The sequence below is a fragment of the Kutzneria sp. 744 genome, from assembly GCF_000568255.1.
GTDB lineage: Bacteria > Actinomycetota > Actinomycetes > Mycobacteriales > Pseudonocardiaceae > Kutzneria.
The window spans coordinates 9603097-9618591 of the sequence record NZ_KK037166.1 but is presented as its reverse complement, the minus strand read 5'-3'; the positions used below and the strand labels follow the sequence as shown (position 1 = coordinate 9618591).

Here is a 15495-nt window from a genome sequence, read left to right as displayed (position 1 = left end):
CTTCGCCGCCGGCGCGGCCATCGCGCTGGCGGTTTCCCCTGGGCGTGCTGGCCTTCCGGAACGAGTCACACAGCCTGGCTTCGTCGTGGACGTGCTGAGTCCGTCAAGGCCGTGACGAACGCGTGCGGGTCGTCGGCCGTCATGTGCAGCCGGCCGACAGGCCCCACCGGTTTGTCCCGAAAGGACAGTTCGACGGCCGGATCCAGTTCCAGGGTCACGGTCGTCTCTCCGCAGCAGAAGGTGGCCTCGTCGCCGTCGACGATCACCCGGCCGGGCTTGGCCTCGGGCCGGCGGTTCGGGCGCGCGGACAGGATCGCCTCGCGCGGCACCACGAACTCGGCCAGGTAGGCATAGCGCAGCCGCAGCTCCGTGTCGGTGATCCGGTGCGGCAGCACGACCATCGAGCCGTAGAAGCCGAACGCCCACAGCATGGCGTAGACGTCCAGGTCGAACAGCGCCCAGATCCACCACCGGCTGCCGAAAATGGCCAGCAGCACCGCGTGCATGCCGAGCGACTCGAACACCAGCAGGGCGATGAACACGATGACGAGCGGCTTCTTCTCGCGGTTGTAACGGAAATGGCCGGGTGTGCCGCCCGGATGTCGGCGCAGGACCCATCGCGCCAGGCACACCAGGACTCGCGGCTCGTACAGCACGATTCTGGCCACCCGGCGCGGCATCATCTCGCCGAGGCGCCGCTCGGCCGCGAGCCAGCCGTCCACGCCGCGCGCCCGTTCCCGCCGCACGTCCCGGACCGCGACTGCTGTTCGGATCTTTTTCATGCCGTCAACGCTGCACCATGACGTCACGAGAAGGTCAAACGCGCGCTCCCCGGTTCGGGAAGCGCGCGTTCGTCGTCAGGCGTCACACGAGGTGGCTGCGGCCCCAGCCGTGCGCGAGGCGGAACGTGGCCACGGCGCCGCAGATCAACCCGATGACCAAGCAGATCACCCCGGGTTGCAGGGTGCCGACCACGTCGCCCTGGACGGCGGAGCGCAGCATGGACAGGCCGTAGGTGCCGGGCGAGAAGGTGGTGATGGCCTGGGCCCACGGCGGCATCAGGTCGACGGGCAGGATGGCGCCGCCGATGGAGCTGATCAGCAGCGCGCCGACGTCGCAGGCGACGAACAGGTCGCCGCGGCTGCGGACGATGGTGGACAGCATGGCCCCCATGCCCAGCAGGGCGAAGCCCCACACGCACATGGCCAACGTGAGCAGCCCCAAGGACTTCGGGAACGGCATGCCGACCACGGCCCAGCCGAAGACGATCAGCACGGCCTGCTGGATGAGCAGCACGAAGAACACCGGAAGGGCCTTGCCGATGAGCAGCTCGGCCCGGGCCGCGCGGCTGGCGCGCAGCCGGTCCCAGGTGAGCCACTCGCGTTCGACGAAGATCGAGTTGGCCACGATGGACATCGCGAACACCGAGAACATCATCAGCTGCCCGGTGACGGCCTGGATCGAGCCGTAGTCCAGCGCCTTGGTGTACAGGGGCTGGAACATCACCATGAACACCATGGGCGCGACCAGGTAGCTGATCAGCTGGGACGGGTCGCGCAGCCGCAGCAGCGAGTTGTACTTGATCAGCGCGCCCGCCCGGATCAACGGCTCGGGAACGCGCAGGGTGTCAGTGGACATCGGAGACCGCCAGGGAACGGTAGAGGTCGTCAAGGTCGGGGTTGCGCAGTTCGACGGACTCGACGGTGCCGCGGGCCTCGGCGAGTACCGCCATCAGCGCGGCGGTCGGATCCGTTGTGGCGCGGTGGTATTCGTGGTCGGTCGTGCGCACGCGGACCTCGCCGGGCAGGCCGTCGAGCAACTCGGCGCTGCTGCCGCGGGCGATCACCTTGCCGTGCGAGGCAACCGCGAGACTGGCCTTGAGATCGGCCAGTTCGTTGAGGTAGTGCGTGGTGTAGACGATCGCCGCGCCTTCGGCGGCCCGCTGCTTGACGACGTCCAGCAGCGCCTGCCGGGTCTCGGGGTCGGCGCCGGCGGTCGGCTCGTCCATGAGCAGCAGCTTGGGCCGGTGGATCAGCGCGGTCGCGGCCTGGGTACGCCGCTGCTGGCCGCCCGACAGCAGACCGGCGCGGCGCTCCAGGAAGCTGGTGAGCTGCATGGCCGTGGCCAGTTCCTCGATCTCGGCCTTGAGGGCCTTGCGCCGCAGGCCGGCCAGCCGGCCGTACAGCTCCAGGTGCTCGCGCACGCTCAGCGGCCGGTACAGGGCGATGTGCTGCGGCGAGATGCCGATCTCGCCCCGGGTCTCGTGCGGCGGCACGCCGTCCACGAGCACGGCGCCGCTGTCCGGCCTGAGCAGCCCGGACACCATGTCCACGAAAGTGGTCTTGCCGGCGCCGTTGTGGCCGACCAGCCCGCAGATCTCGCCGGCGGCCACGGACAGGCTGAACCCGTCCAGCGCCTGCACCTCGTCGTACTTCTTGGTCAGGTCGGTGGCTTCTAACACGACAGCTCCTTGGCCAGTAGGTGCCGGTCGAACTTGCCGTTGACCGACCTGGGCAGCTGGTCCCGCACGTCGACGCGGTGCGGAAGCATGTACGCCGGCAGCGCCTCGGAAAGGGCTTTCCCCAGATCCCCGGCGCCGCCGAGCAACGTCACGACGAGCACGATGTGCTGGCCGAGCCGCTCGTCGTCGACGCCGAGCGCGACCGCCTCGCCGACGAGGCCGGTCGCGTAGGCGGCCTCCTCGATCTCCGTGGGGCTGACCCGGTAGCCGGAGGTCTTGATCATGTCGTCGCCGCGGCCGACGAAGTACAGGAAGCCGTCCTCGTCCTGGTACACGGTGTCCCCCGACCAGACGGCGATCTCGCTGCCGTAACTCGTCGGCAGGGGACGGAATCGCTCGGCGGTACGCACCGGATCGCGCCAATAGCCTTGCGCCACCAGGGCTCCGCGGTGCACGAGCTCGCCGGACTCACCGGGTTCGCACGGCGTGCCGTCCGGACGGACGACGAGGATCTCGGCGTTGGGAATGGCTTTGCCGATGGAGTCCGGCCGGCGATCGGCCTCGGCCGGGTCGAGGTAGGTGGAACGGAACGCTTCGGTGAGCCCGTACATGAGGTACGGCTCGGCGGCCGGGAAGATCTCGCGCAGCCGGGCGAGGGTGGCGCGGGGCATGCGTCCGCCGGTGTTGGCGAAGTAGCGCAGGCTCGCGGTGGACTCCGCCGGCCAGGTCTGCGTGACGAGTTGCAGCCACAGCGGAGGCACGCAGGTCAGGCCGGTCACGCCATGCTTGGCACACAGCTTCACGATCTCGCGGGGCAGTAGGTAGTTCACCAGCACGAGGTGCGCGCCGACCAGGAACGACGTGGTCAGCTGGCTGAAGCCGGCGTCGAAGCTGAGGGGCAGCGCTGCCAGCACGACGTCGTCGGCGCGCTGCTTGAGGTAGCTCGCCACGCTCTCCGCGCCGGCGAGGATGTTGCGGTGCGACAGCACAACGCCTTTGGGGCCGCCGGTGCTGCCGCTGGTGTACATGATCGCGGCGACGTCCTGGTCGATGACAACAGGTGTTGTCGACGGCTCGGACTCACTCAGCGTCCGCCACTGCTCGGAGCCGAACACCACCACCGGGATCTCCGGCGACGCGTCACGGACCGTGTCCAGGCGCTCGGCGGTGGTGATCACCAGGCGGGGCGTGCAGTCCTCGATGACGTGGGCCAGGTGCCGGGCCTTGAACAGCGGGTTCACCGGCACGAAGGCGGCCCCCGCGGCGGAGATCGCCATCAGGGCGACCACCGTGTCGATGCGCTTCTCCGCGTACACCGCGACCCGGTCGCCCCGGCGCACCCCGAACCCAGCCAGGCCGGCGGCCAGCCGCGCGACCCGGTCGGCCAGTTCCCGATAGCTCAGCGTGGCGTCCTTGAAGGTCAACGCCGGGCGGTCCGGGTCCCCATGGCCGAGGAGTTGATCGACCCGGACCTCACGCATCGCTGAACTGCCCCGCGGGCACGAGTTCGGCCACCGTGGCCCACAGCGAGCCGGCGGTCGCGAAGGTCTCCTCCGTGATCAGCTCGTCCGGCAGCTCCAGGCCGAAGGTCTCCTCCAGGTCGGTCAGCAGCTGCACCAGGCCCATCGAGTTCAGGCCGAGCGCGGCCAGGTCGTCGGCGGCGGTGAAGTCCTCGTTGACCGCGTAGGGCAGGTGGGCCAGCAGGGTCTTGCGGAAGGAGCGCGGTATGTCCATGGATTCCTCACTCGGCTGCGGGGTCGGGCTGGACGCTTCGCCGAGTCGACCATGTGCCTCGCTCACGCCACCATCACCGCGCCATCACCGGAGCAGTGGCGCGTCAGTAGTGGCGCGAGAAGATCGTTTGACACCGTGGATGTCGCTGAGCACAAGGACTGGGAGGCGACATGTCCGTGGTTACCCTGGGGCCACTGCCCGTTGTCGACGGTGTGCCCGACGACCGTGAGGCGGAGGTCTACCGCTACGCCGTGCGCGTCGGCGAGATCATCTCGCCGGAGCGGGCCGCCGCCGACCTCGCGCTGCCCATCGCCGAGGTGTTCGCGGCCGTGACCCGCCTGGTGGAGCTGCACCTGCTGCGCACCGACGGGTCGACCGGCCGGTACCTGCCGATGGATCCCGAGGTCGCGGCGACGCTGCTGATCTCCCCCATCGAGCGGGCCATGTACCAGCGGCGGGAGCTGGCCGACCGGCTGCGCGACCGCATCGACTCCATCACCCGGCCGTCGGTCGACGTGAGCGAGCCCGTCGGCGCGATCGACAGCCTGGAGGGCGTGGCCGAGATCCGCGGGCTGTTCAAGCTGGCCGCCGAGGTCTGCCGGGACGAGATGGTCGTGCTGCGGCCCGGCCATGACGACGATGAGCTGCTCGACGAGCTCCTCGCTCCGTGCTACTCGGTGTTGGAGCGGTCGGTGTCCGTGCGGGTCGTGTGCCCGCACCGCAGCCGCGCCGGCTTCGCCTCCCGGGCCAAGGCCAAGCGTCTGATCGCCGACGGCGCGGAAATCCGCACTCTGAGCCAGGTTCCGCAGGCGGCCGTGGTCTTCGACCGCTCGCTGGCCGTCATGTTCAGCTTCGACGACGACATGCCCACCGCCCGCCGGGTCCGCGACCGCAACGTCGTGCGGTTCCTGCTGGACATGTTCGGGCAGCTCTGGGACAACGCCACCCCGTTCGCCTCCGAGGACACCGGCTACGCCGACGCCATCGACGACCTCCAGCAGAGCGTGGCCCGCCTGATGGCCCAGGGCCTCACCGACGAGGTCGTCGCCCGCCGCCTCGGCATGTCGGTGCGGACCTGCCGCCGTCACATCGCCGCGCTGCTGCAGAACCTCGACGCCGTCAGCCGTTTCCAGGCCGGCGTGCTGGCGGCGTCACGGCTGACGATGAGCGCTTAGGTCCTTCTGTCCCGATAGGAGGGCAACACGTCCGGTCCCGCGGTGCGGGTCGGTCCCACCGCCAGACATCGTGAACCAGGCCGCCCAGCCGGGTGACCCGTGACACATCGTTCACAACTTGATTGTGCACGATGTAATCGCCTACTGTTCTCGATGTCAGCGAGAGACCGAAGGAGACACCGAGATGAGCACCCAGCCGACCGTGATCCTCGTGCACGGCGCGTTCGCCGACTCCGCCAGCTGGAACGGCGTGATCGCCGACCTGACCGGCCGCGGCTTCCCGGTCATCGCCGCCGCCAACCCGCTGCGCGGCCTCGCCGCCGACGCCGCCTCCGTCAAGGCCCTGGTCCAGAGCGTCGACGGGCCCGTCGTCCTGGTCGGCCACTCCTACGGCGGCGCCGTCATCAGCAACGCCGCCGTCGACCAGGCGAACGTCAAGGCGCTGGTCTACATCGCCGGCTTCCTGCCCGAGCAGGGCGAGAGCGCCCTGGAGCTGTCCAACAAGTTCCCCGGCAGCACTCTCGGCGACACCCTGCAGACCGTCGCCCAGCCCGACGGCAACACCGACTTCTACGTGCGGCAGGAGCTGTTCCGCAACCAGTTCGCCGCCGACGTGCCCGCCGACCAGGCCGCCCTCATGGCCGCCACCCAGCGCCCCGTCACCGAGGCCGCCCTCACCGAGGGCTCCGGCGCCCCCGCCTGGCACACCGTCCCCGCGTGGTCGCTCATCCCCACCGGCGACAAGAACATCCCGCCGGCCGCCCAGCACTTCATGGCCCAGCGCGCCAACGCCACCGTCGTCGAGGTCCCCGACGCCTCCCACGCCGTCCTCGTCTCCCAGCCCGCCACGGTCGCCACCCTCATCGCCACCGCCGCCGCCTGACCCCCGCGAGTCACGCTCTGGGAACTGCACGGGAGGCATCAGATTTTTGCACGACATTCTCTCTAAGCACTAATTTGGTCATGGTAGTTTGATAATAGAATTCTGATCTGGTCACAATTAGGACGAAGGCGGATCTAAATGGGTGTATGTTACTGTAGCGTAAATGTTGTGCCAATTAGCACGCCACCGGTGGAGGGCCAAACCAGAAGTCGATACTCGGTGAGGGAATCATTTCGGTGTGCCGGAGAGCGTGACTCGCGGGGGGTCAGTCCGCCAACACCTCGATGATCGTGGACTGGAAGTAGGCGCCCTGGCCGATGGCGATCATCGCGCAGCGGTCGCCGGGGCGCAGCCGGCCGACGCGGTCGGCGTGCTCCATGGCCATCAGGGCGTCGGCCCCGAAGCTGTGTCCGGTCTCGGGCATCAGGTCCAGGCAGATCTTGTCCCGTGGGATGCCGGACTGGATGCTGAACGTCCGCCAGAACATCTTGTTGTTCAGGTGCGGCAGCACCCAGTCGAGCTGATCCAGGGTCATGCCCGCGGACGCCGCCGCCCGTTCGACGGTCTCGACGACCTGGGCGGAACACACCTTGGCGAACAAGGCGTTCTCCTCCTTGGTCATCCGGATGTTCCGATGGAACCGGGCATCCCGACCTCCGGCCCCTCCAAGGTAGCGGTAACGGGCCGACTGTCCGTTATGGACGATGACACCGGCGGCGCAGTCCCCGCTGACGGTGGTGCCGGCGATGACCCGGGCGTCGTCGCCGACGCTGCCCTGGTCGCCGCCGAGCACCAGCACCCGCTCGGAGCCCGAAGCCCCCGGCCGGGCCAGGTACATACGGGCGTACTCCACACCGCGCAGCACCGAGGCGCAGTTGATGTGCGAGAGGCCGTAGAACCGCGCATCGCTGAGGCCCAGGCGAGCCCGCAGCCGGTCCGGGAACTCCGCGCACAGGTCGGTCTCGGCCATCAGCATCGTGTGTCCATACAGGACGAGATCGGCGGTGCCGCCGGCCAGCGCGGCCCGACCAGCCTCGACGAGGACGTCCTCGTACGACTCGTCGGGTGCCAACGACGGGATGTCCCGCAGGCCGTAGACCTTGGTGAACATCTTGCGCTCGGTGACCGGCCGCCCGGCCCGCACCATGATGTCGTCGACCGGCTCCACCCAGCTCGGCAGCCGCACCGCCACCCGGGACAGCCCGACGCTCACAACCCGCTCCTGATCTGGGCGGTGAGCACCGGACGGTCGGTCTTCCGGTTGCTGTTCAACGGGAACTCGGCCAGGTGCTGGTAGTGCAGCGGGATGAGGTACCGGGGGAAGAATGTGCCCATCTCCTCCATGAGGTCGGCGGCCGGCCGCTCCTGGCCCAGGTAGAACGCGTACAGCTCGCCGTCCAGGGCGATGGCAACGGCGTCGGTGACGCCGCCCAGCCGCCGCAGGCCACTCTCCACTTCGGACAGCTCGACCCGCACGCCGTGGATCTTCACCTGGTGGTCGCGGCGGCCGAGAAAGGCCAACTCCCCGTTGGGTTCCAGCCGTGCGATGTCACCGGTGCGGTACCAGCGCCGGCCGTCGTGCTCCAGGAACCGGCCGGAGTCGTCACGCGGATCCAGATAACCGGGGAACATCTGCGGCCCGGTCACGCACAACTCGCCGGAAGAAACCCCGACGACCCCATCCGGGTCGACGAGGACATAGTCCAGGCCCGGGTGCATGGTGCCGATCAACACGATGTCGTTGACGCACAGCGAAGGCGACGTCACGGGATCCCACGTGTGCACGCTGCACGAGATCGTCAGCTCGGTGGGGCCGTACAGGTTCTCCACCAGCCCACCGGTCGCGGCCTGCCACTCGGCGGCGTCGTCGCGCAGCAGCGGCTCGCCGCAGAACACGGCCAGTCGCATGGACGGCATGCATCCCGGCGTCAGCTTTCCCATGCGCCGCACCAGGGAGATCACGCTCGGCGATGAACACCACACGGTGATCCCATGCTTGCGCACGAACTGCGGCACGGCCACGAAGGCCTGCGGCGGCATGCACACCAGCGTCCCGCCGCATCCCCAGGCGCTGAAGATGTCGAACATCGCCAGGTCGAAGGTCAGCTCGCCGGTCTGCGAGAACACGTCCGACGGACCGAAGCCGTAGCGGTCGTGCACGAACCGCAGGTAGAACTCGACGTTGCGGTGCCGCACCGGCACGCCCTTGGGCCGCCCCGTCGAACCGGACGTGAACAGGATGTAGGCGATGTCGTCGGGCTCGGCCGAGTGCGGGTGCTCCAGCGGCGGCGCGGTGGTCTCCAAGATCACGGGCGCGCCGCCGAGCGCAGAACCCAACTCCCCCAACAACGGCCGGCCGTTGTCGTCGACCAGCAGCGCGTCGAGGCCGGCGGCGGTGATCATGCCCTGGGTCCGCTCGGCCGGGAAGTCCGGGTTCAGCGGCACCACCGCGGCGCCGGCGTAACCGGCGGCCAGGATGCCGGCGTAGGCGAGCTCGCTGCGGCTGGCCAGCAGGCCGACACGGCGCGGCTGCGTGCCCAGGCGGGCGACCAGCTCGCCGGCCAGCGTCAGCGCGTGGTCGTGGATCTGCTGGTACGTATACGATTCTCCGGCCACCCGCAGCGCGACCGCCGTCGGGTTCCGGCGCAGACTGCGCAGGAACCAGCCGTGCAGCACGCCCTCGGTGGCGATGCTCCTGGTCATGACGTTCCCTTCCGCACGGCGGCGGCCACCGCGACGACAAGATCCACTTGATGGGTGATGGAGACGGCGATGTCACCGAGCCGCGCCGCGTCGGCCAGCTGCTCGGCCCCGCCGTGCAGGGTCACCGCGGGCGCTCCCCACTCGTCCGCGATCACCTCGATGTCCCGCCAGCGCAGGCCCTGCCCGAAGCCGCGGCCCAGCAGCTTGCAGACGGCTTCCTTGACGCAGAACCGGCCGGCCAGCCGCTCGGCGTGCCGCGCCGTGCCGGGCTCCCCCGCCTGCGCCAGCTCGCCCTCGGTGAACACGAGCCCGCGGTAGCGGCGGTGTTCGGCGACCCGGCTGAAGCGGGACACCGACAGCAGGTCGACGGCGATTTTCATGCCAGTTCCACCGCCGCGGCCTCCACGACCTGGGCCAGCAGCCAGCCCTCACGCAGCGGGCCCTTGGTGTGCAACAGGATCCGGTCGCCGTCGGCGACGTCGCCGGCGCTCAACGCCGCGTGCACGTCCAGCCAGCCGTCACATGCCCCGGCCCCGGTGAACCGCCACTCGACGTCCGAAAAGGACCCCGGGGCGCCCTCGCCCACGTCGAGAACCCGCAGCGGACCGGGTCCCTGCTGCACGCGCAGGCCCACGGTGGCGAAGCGGCCGGCGCCGACGCGGGCGTCGGCGAACACCGGCTCGTCGCAGATCAACACCGTTGCCACGGAGGGAACCGCCCAGTCCAGCAACTCGAACCCCACCGTGCCGCCGAGTTCGTCCAGGTGCGTGATGCCGATGTCGTCGCCGCGCCAGCCGAACTTCAGCACCATGCGCGCCAGCAGCGTGACCATCGGGTCGCGCAGCGGGCCGGAGCGGATCAGGAACAGCGGCTGGTCGTCGTCCGGCACGCCGACCGCGGCCAGCGCCAGGTCGCTCAGCTCGGGCAGATCCGAGTCGGCCGGGTTGACGACGATCAGGTGCTCCTGCGGGATGCCCTCCTGGATCGCCGCCTCCACCCGCTGTTTGGGCAGCAGGTCGTCCGGAAAGGCCGTCAGCGGAAGGTAGTCCGTGTGCGTCCGAACGGCCGCACATAACCGAGTGATACTCAGATCAGACATCTGCGTCTCCCGACTGGTAGCCGCGGGCCACGTGCAGGCGCTGAATGTTGCTGGTGCCGTCCATGAACTCGAAGGCCCGCACGTCCCGGGTCCACTTCTCCAGCAACGGATGCTCGATCAGGCCGGCCGGACCGATGGACGCGATGGCCCACTGCGCGGTCTGCTGGGCCATGCGCACGGCGCTGAGCTTGGACGCGCTGGCGAAGTAGCCCCGCTCCGGGTCGGCGTCGAGACGGGCCGCGGCCTGGAAGATCAGCTGCTTGCCGGCCTCGGCCCGGGCCAGCGCCAGGTCCACGCCGGGGGCGTTCTTCCGGTGCTCGGCCACGTATTCCGTGATGGCCATCGCGGTGCCCACGGCCGAGGCCGAGATCTGGATCCGCATGTTGTTCAAAGTCTTGACCGCGCCCCAGATCCCGCGCCGGGTGACCGGCAGGTGTTCGCCCAGCAGCATGTCCGCGGCCACCGGCACGCCGTCGAACTGAAGCTCGGACAGGTAGGCGCCACGCAGGCCGACCGTGTTCAGGCGCTGCGCCGTGAATCCCGAGGCCGGCACCTCGACCATGGCGGCCCGGATCGACAGCGCGGAACGGCCCGTGCGGCCGAAAACCAGGCCGATGCCACCGCGCGCGCCGTGGCCGATGTACCGCTTGGCACCGTACATCAGGTAGCCGCCGTTGCCGTCCTTCTCCAGCCTGGTGGTCATGTTGGTGGCGTCGCTGCCGGCCCCCGGCTCGCTCATCGCGAAGAACGTCCAGGTCCGGCCGCCGTGCAGGCGTGTGTAGAACTTCTCCTGCTGCGCCGGGTTGCCCAGCAGGCTGACGTACACGCCGGCCAGCGCCGGGCACGGGCAGGCGAACATGGTGGACATGTCGCCGCGGGCCAGCTCGACCATGCCGACGATGTCCTCCAGCACCGACTTCGCCTTCATCAGACGGAATCCGCCGGGAACGGACTCACGGTACTCCGGCGGCGTGTTGGACAGCCGGATCATGGTGTACACGGGCGAGTTGAAGTGCGACTCCATGTCGTCCGGGTCGGCGTCGATGGACAGGGCCCGGGAGCGCATGTCCTCGACGGCATCCCGGCAGTCGTCGCGCACGGCCCGCAGCTTCTCGTCGAGCTCGATCATCACGCCGCTCCCCTCCGGTCGATCCAGGTGTTGGCCACCAGCGCCGACACGTACAGCGCCCGCACCGGGTGGTCGGCGATGTAACCGGCCGCGCCGAACAGCTGCGTCACCTGCCAGCCCAGGTCGTCGAGCTTGGTGTGCAGGTCGGCCAGTGCGTCCGGGGCCAGCGGCACGGAGGCGTAGGCCCGGGCCATCTCCAGCTCGGCGGCGACGTCCCCGATCGTGCCGGTGATCAGCTGCTTGCGGATCAGGGGCTCGTCGCCGACGGTCCGCTCGGTCAGGTAGGCGACGGCCTCATCCAGCAGGCGGCGCACGGTGCCGATGCGCACCGCGGCCAGCAGCCGTCCGATCTCGGCCAGCGTGTAGTCCGCGGCCGGCCGCTCACCCGGGCAGGCCAGGAACACGATGTCCTCAAGGTCGGCCAGGCTGTGCGTGCGAATATCCGCACCTGCTGGCACGACCGCCTTCGGCACGGCGGCATGGGATCCGGGTGCGGCGGCGGTGACCTCGGTGCCCGACAGCGCGGCGGCCAGGCCGGCGGCCAGACCCTCGTCCCGCGCGATCCGCTCGCACTGCTCGAGAACAGTGCTCATGAGTCCTCCTCGACTTCGACGATCGCGGTGTGGAAGTACGCGCCCTGGGCCACCGAGACCAGGGCGCAGCGGTCACCGGGGCGCAGCCGGCCGGTGCGGTCGGCGTGGTCCAGCGCCATCAGCGCGTCCGCGCCGAAGTTGTGCCCGCACAACGGGATCAGATCCAACAGGACCTTCTCCCTGGGGATGCCCGCGCGGCGGCTCACGCTGCCCCAGAACATCCGGTTGGACAGGTGCGGCAGCACCCAGTCCAGCTCGTCCACGGTCATGCCGACCGCGGCGGCGGCCTTGTGCAGCGTGTTCACGGTCTCGTCGCAGCAGACCCGGCTGAACTCCTCGGCCTCCCGCGGCGACATCCGCATGTTCCGGTGGAACCGCAGGTCACGGCTGGTCACGCCGCCGAGGTAGCGATAGCGGCCGCGAGCCGAGACCGTGAGGCCGACGACCCCGTCGCCGCCGATGGCGATGCCGGGGATCACCCGGGCCACGTCGTGCACGCTGCCGTGGTCGCCGCCCAGCACCAGCACCCGGTCCTCGGGGTGGCGGGCCAGGTAGCGCCGGGCGAAGTCCAGGCTGCGCAGCACCGACGTGCAGTTCACGTGCGAGAGGCCGAAGAACCGACTGCCGGACAGCCCCAGCCGGGCCCGGACCCGGTCCGGGAATCCGCCGCGCAGCCCGAACTCCTGCGTGAGCATGGTGTGCCCGTAGAGCACCAGCCCGGCCGTGCCGCCGTCGAGGGCGGCCCGGCCGGCCGCCACGAACAGGTCCTCCATCTGCTCGTGGTCGGCCAGCGTCGGGCTCTCGCGCAGGCCGTGGATCTTGGCGAACATCTTGCGCTCCATGGCGTCCCGCCCGGCGCGCAGCAGGATGTCCGGCACCGGCTCGGACCGTCCCGGCAGCTGGACGGCCACTTTGGACAGTCCGATCGGCATCGTCAGACCGCGGCCTTGGCGAAGCCGTGCTGGATGTAGTCGGTCAGGCTGCCCACCGTCTGGAACACCTCGGGGCCCAGCTCGTCCGGGTCGATCTCCAGGCCGATGGTGTCCTCCAGCGACATCAGCAGCTCGATCACGCTGGTGGAGTCCAGCGCCAGGTCCTCGAACAGGCGGGACTCCGGCGACAGCTCGCCGACCTCCTTGTTCAGCACGGCCGACAGGGCGACACGCAGGTGGGCGACGATCTCTTCGCGGTTCATCAGGACTCCTTCTTGGTGTTGACGAGGATCTGGTGGCGGAGCAGGTCTTCCGCCTCGTCGCGGCGGCGCACCAGGTGCGCCTGCCCGCCGGTGACAAGGACCTCGGCCGGGTAGCCGTGGCTGAGGAACAGGCCGGGCGAGGCCGTCGGCCCGTACGCGCCGGAGTTGAGGATGCCGATCAGGTCGCCGGGCTTGAGCGCGGGCAGGTCGGCGTGCTTGAGGACCGAGTCGTTGGGCGTGCACAGCGGACCGGTGACGTTCCACGGCTCCGGCTCGCCGACGTCCTCGCGGCGGGACAGCAGGGCCGCCGGGAAGTTGCGCTTGACGAAGGAGCCGATGCCGACCGCCGCCATGTGGTGGTGGGTGCCGCCATCGGCGATGGCGAAGCGCTCCCCCATCGACTCCTTCACGTACCGCACGCCCATCACGTAGACGCCGGCGCGGCCGGCCAGGAAACGCCCGGACTCCATGACCAGCCGGGTCTCCGGGTGCGCGCCGACGAACTTGTCCAGCAGCGGGTTGATCTCGGTGGCCACGTCCACGGCGTCGATGTCCTGCTCGCCGTCGAAGTAGGCCACGCCGAGGCCGCCGCCGATGTCCACAGTGTCCAGTCGGATGTGGCACGCCTCGGCCACCCGCTCGGCCAGGTCCAGGATGTAGCGGGTGTTCTTGCCGACCACGTCCGCGTCCAGGATCCGGGTGCCCATGTACACCTGGATGCCGGCCACGTCCGCGTGCAGGTACTTGGCGGTGAGGTCGCCGGCCGCCAGCACCTGCGCCTCGTCGATGCCGAACTGGCGGGGCTTGCCGCCCATGGTCAGCCGCGACCCGCTGATCGCCAGGGCCGGGTTGATGCGCAGCAGAACCCGTTGGTACACGCCCCATTGCGCGGCGATGCGCTCGATGTGGTCGAGCTCGTCGAAGGACTCGCAGACGATGGCGTACACACCGGTCTCGACGCAGGCCCGCAGCTCGCACTCGCTCTTGCCGGGGCCGAGGAAGATGATGTCCTCCGGGGCAGTGCCGGCCTGCAGCACGGTGCGAAGCTCCACCAGGGAGGAGACTTCGGCGCGGGCGCCGCCGGCCTTCAGCGCGGCGTACACGCTGACGTTCGGGTTGGCCTTGAGCGAGTAGAAGATCTCCAGCTTCGGGTGCAAGGCCTTGCGCAGCCCCGTGATCGTGTCGGTGAGCACGTCGCCGTCGTAGACGTAGAGCGGGGTGCCGAACTGCTGCGCCAGCTCCTCGTATTCGATGCCCTGGATCTTCATGACTGGTTCCCCACCATTCTCTGCAGGCGTGCTTCGGCTTCCTGGCGCAGTTCCAGCGCCGCGTCGGCGCTCTCGGCGACGCAGATGGCGTACAGGCGGCCGTGGAAGCTGCCGTCGGTGGCGGCGGCGTTGAGCGTCGCGAAGTTGTTGACCAGCACGCCGGTGGTGCGGCCCTCGTCCAGCAGCAGCTCGCCGAGCGCGGCGGTGACCTCGGCGAAGGTGTGCACCCGGGACGGGCGCAGGCCGAAGGTGGCGGCGATGGCGTGCGCGCCGTCGGGGATGAAGCGCTCGGCGATCCGGCTCTGGTACGTGGACATGTTGAACCGGGCGTTGATCTCCAGGCACGGGTAGAGGGTTCCGTCGGTGGCGAGCATCGCGTCCACGCCGACGAGGCCGAAGAAGCCCTCCTCGTGCAGCGCCCTGCCGATCTTCTGCACGGCCTCCTGGAGCTCGGCCGCGGCGACCGGCGGCAGCTCGACCGGGAAGCGGTGGCCCTGGTGCACGCCGTCCTTGAGCACGGCCGCCTTCACCGTCTCGAAGCGCACGTCTCCGTTGCGGGACACCACGAACTGGTAGTTGAGGTCCTGGGCGTGCTCGATCCACGACTCCACGACCAGGTTGGCCGGCGCGTCCAGGCCGCGGCGCTCGATCAGCCGCAGCAGCCGGCCGGCGGCCTTCTCGTCGGCCACGACGACCATGCCGCGTCCCGACACGCCGAGGGATTCCTTGACGACGACGCGGCCGCCGTCGGCCAGCAGCTCGGTCAGCGCGGGGCGGAGCTCGCCGACCGTGCGCACGATCCGGCCCGGCACCTCGCGGATGCCGATCTCCGAGACCAGCTGGCGGCTGAAGATCTTGCCGTTGACCGCCTTGCAGGTCTGGGCGGTGGTGCCGGCCAAGGGAAGCCCGGTCTCCTTGGACAGCTCCTCCTCGGCCGCGGAGATGCCCAGCGGCATCAGGTAGGTGCGGCCGTCGGCCAGCTTGCGCAGCTCCTCCAGCAGCAGCGGGGAGTTCAGCGCGTCCTCGGTGACCATCAGCTCGGGGTTGCTGTTCTCGGCGTTGACGGTGCGGCCGGCGGCGGCGCCGAGGCGGCCCAGGTAGGCGGCGAACTCGTCGTCCATGGCCGCCTTGAGCACGACCACGTCGCCGGCGTCGGCCAGCAGCGCGCCCATCTCCTCCATGCGGTTCCGGTCGCGCCGGCGAAGGCGATGCCGGCCCCGGGCAGCTTCGGCTCCCCGACCGCCCAGCTCCGCTC

At 69.9% G+C, this 15495-nt stretch carries 17 protein-coding genes; 2 read left to right on the top strand and 15 right to left on the bottom strand.

Features of this window, described 5'->3' with window-relative positions:
- Positions 1 to 65: 65 nt before the first annotated feature.
- From KUTG_RS44045 to KUTG_RS44025, 5 genes are all read right to left on the bottom strand, one after another.
- Positions 66 to 782, bottom strand: coding sequence for a hypothetical protein (locus KUTG_RS44045; protein ID WP_157495218.1), 717 nt, complete (start codon positions 780 to 782; stop codon positions 66 to 68).
- A gap of 82 nt (positions 783 to 864) precedes the next feature.
- Positions 865 to 1638, bottom strand: a complete 774-nt coding sequence (locus KUTG_RS44040) for an ABC transporter permease (protein WP_043725668.1) — start codon at positions 1636 to 1638, stop codon at positions 865 to 867.
- Positions 1628 to 2461: an ABC transporter ATP-binding protein gene (locus KUTG_RS44035; RefSeq protein WP_043725665.1), complete on the bottom strand. Its 834-nt coding sequence runs from the start codon at positions 2459 to 2461 to the stop codon at positions 1628 to 1630. The genes KUTG_RS44040 and KUTG_RS44035 overlap by 11 nt, the downstream gene beginning before the upstream one ends.
- A complete protein-coding gene (locus tag KUTG_RS44030; protein WP_043725663.1) occupies positions 2455 to 3942 on the bottom strand; it encodes an acyl-CoA ligase (AMP-forming), exosortase A system-associated in 1488 nt (495 codons plus the stop codon). The genes KUTG_RS44035 and KUTG_RS44030 overlap by 7 nt, the downstream gene beginning before the upstream one ends.
- Complete coding sequence (locus KUTG_RS44025) at positions 3935 to 4195, bottom strand: phosphopantetheine-binding protein (RefSeq protein WP_052396112.1); 261 nt, start codon at positions 4193 to 4195, stop codon at positions 3935 to 3937. The genes KUTG_RS44030 and KUTG_RS44025 overlap by 8 nt, the downstream gene beginning before the upstream one ends.
- 170 nt (positions 4196 to 4365) lie before the next feature.
- On the opposite strand from KUTG_RS44025, the gene KUTG_RS44020 reads away from it, so the two are divergent.
- The gene (locus KUTG_RS44020) at positions 4366 to 5370 is read left to right on the top strand and encodes a helix-turn-helix transcriptional regulator (protein WP_157495217.1); all 1005 of its coding nucleotides are present in this window, start codon (positions 4366 to 4368) and stop codon (positions 5368 to 5370) included.
- Positions 5371 to 5554: 184 nt separating this feature from the next.
- Positions 5555 to 6253: an alpha/beta fold hydrolase gene (locus tag KUTG_RS44015; RefSeq protein WP_043725658.1), complete on the top strand. Its 699-nt coding sequence runs from the start codon at positions 5555 to 5557 to the stop codon at positions 6251 to 6253.
- A gap of 265 nt (positions 6254 to 6518) precedes the next feature.
- Here the strand turns inward: KUTG_RS44015 and KUTG_RS44010 are convergent, their stop codons facing one another.
- The 10 genes from KUTG_RS44010 to KUTG_RS62360 form a co-directional block, all read right to left on the bottom strand.
- Positions 6519 to 7466: a 3-oxoacyl-[acyl-carrier-protein] synthase III C-terminal domain-containing protein gene (locus KUTG_RS44010; protein WP_043725655.1), complete on the bottom strand. Its 948-nt coding sequence runs from the start codon at positions 7464 to 7466 to the stop codon at positions 6519 to 6521.
- Positions 7463 to 8956 (bottom strand): AMP-binding protein, encoded by a 1494-nt coding sequence (locus tag KUTG_RS44005; RefSeq protein WP_043725653.1) that lies wholly within the window; start codon positions 8954 to 8956, stop codon positions 7463 to 7465. Before KUTG_RS44005 ends, KUTG_RS44010 begins: the two co-directional genes overlap by 4 nt.
- On the bottom strand, positions 8953 to 9336 hold the full coding sequence (locus tag KUTG_RS44000) for a holo-ACP synthase (RefSeq protein ID WP_043725650.1): 384 nt from the start codon (positions 9334 to 9336) through the stop codon (positions 8953 to 8955). Before KUTG_RS44000 ends, KUTG_RS44005 begins: the two co-directional genes overlap by 4 nt.
- Entirely contained in the window at positions 9333 to 10055 is a 723-nt protein-coding gene (locus KUTG_RS43995) for a hypothetical protein (protein WP_043725648.1), read from the bottom strand. The genes KUTG_RS44000 and KUTG_RS43995 overlap by 4 nt, the downstream gene beginning before the upstream one ends.
- Entirely contained in the window at positions 10048 to 11184 is a 1137-nt protein-coding gene (locus tag KUTG_RS43990; RefSeq protein ID WP_043725646.1) for an acyl-CoA dehydrogenase family protein, read from the bottom strand. Before KUTG_RS43990 ends, KUTG_RS43995 begins: the two co-directional genes overlap by 8 nt.
- Positions 11184 to 11777 carry an acyl-CoA dehydrogenase family protein gene (locus tag KUTG_RS43985; RefSeq protein ID WP_043725645.1) on the bottom strand — a complete coding sequence of 198 codons (594 nt, stop codon included), beginning with the start codon at positions 11775 to 11777 and terminating at the stop codon, positions 11184 to 11186. Before KUTG_RS43985 ends, KUTG_RS43990 begins: the two co-directional genes overlap by 1 nt.
- Positions 11774 to 12709, bottom strand: a complete 936-nt coding sequence (locus tag KUTG_RS43980) for a 3-oxoacyl-[acyl-carrier-protein] synthase III C-terminal domain-containing protein (RefSeq protein WP_043725643.1) — start codon at positions 12707 to 12709, stop codon at positions 11774 to 11776. The genes KUTG_RS43985 and KUTG_RS43980 overlap by 4 nt, the downstream gene beginning before the upstream one ends.
- A gap of 2 nt (positions 12710 to 12711) precedes the next feature.
- A complete protein-coding gene (locus KUTG_RS43975; protein ID WP_043725638.1) occupies positions 12712 to 12972 on the bottom strand; it encodes an acyl carrier protein in 261 nt (86 codons plus the stop codon).
- Complete coding sequence (locus KUTG_RS43970) at positions 12972 to 14240, bottom strand: type III PLP-dependent enzyme (RefSeq protein WP_043725634.1); 1269 nt, start codon at positions 14238 to 14240, stop codon at positions 12972 to 12974. Before KUTG_RS43970 ends, KUTG_RS43975 begins: the two co-directional genes overlap by 1 nt.
- Positions 14237 to 15495, bottom strand: a 1259-nt coding sequence (locus KUTG_RS62360) for a preATP grasp domain-containing protein (RefSeq protein ID WP_232241267.1), incomplete at its 5' end; no start/stop codon positions are given. The genes KUTG_RS62360 and KUTG_RS43970, both read right to left, overlap by 4 nt.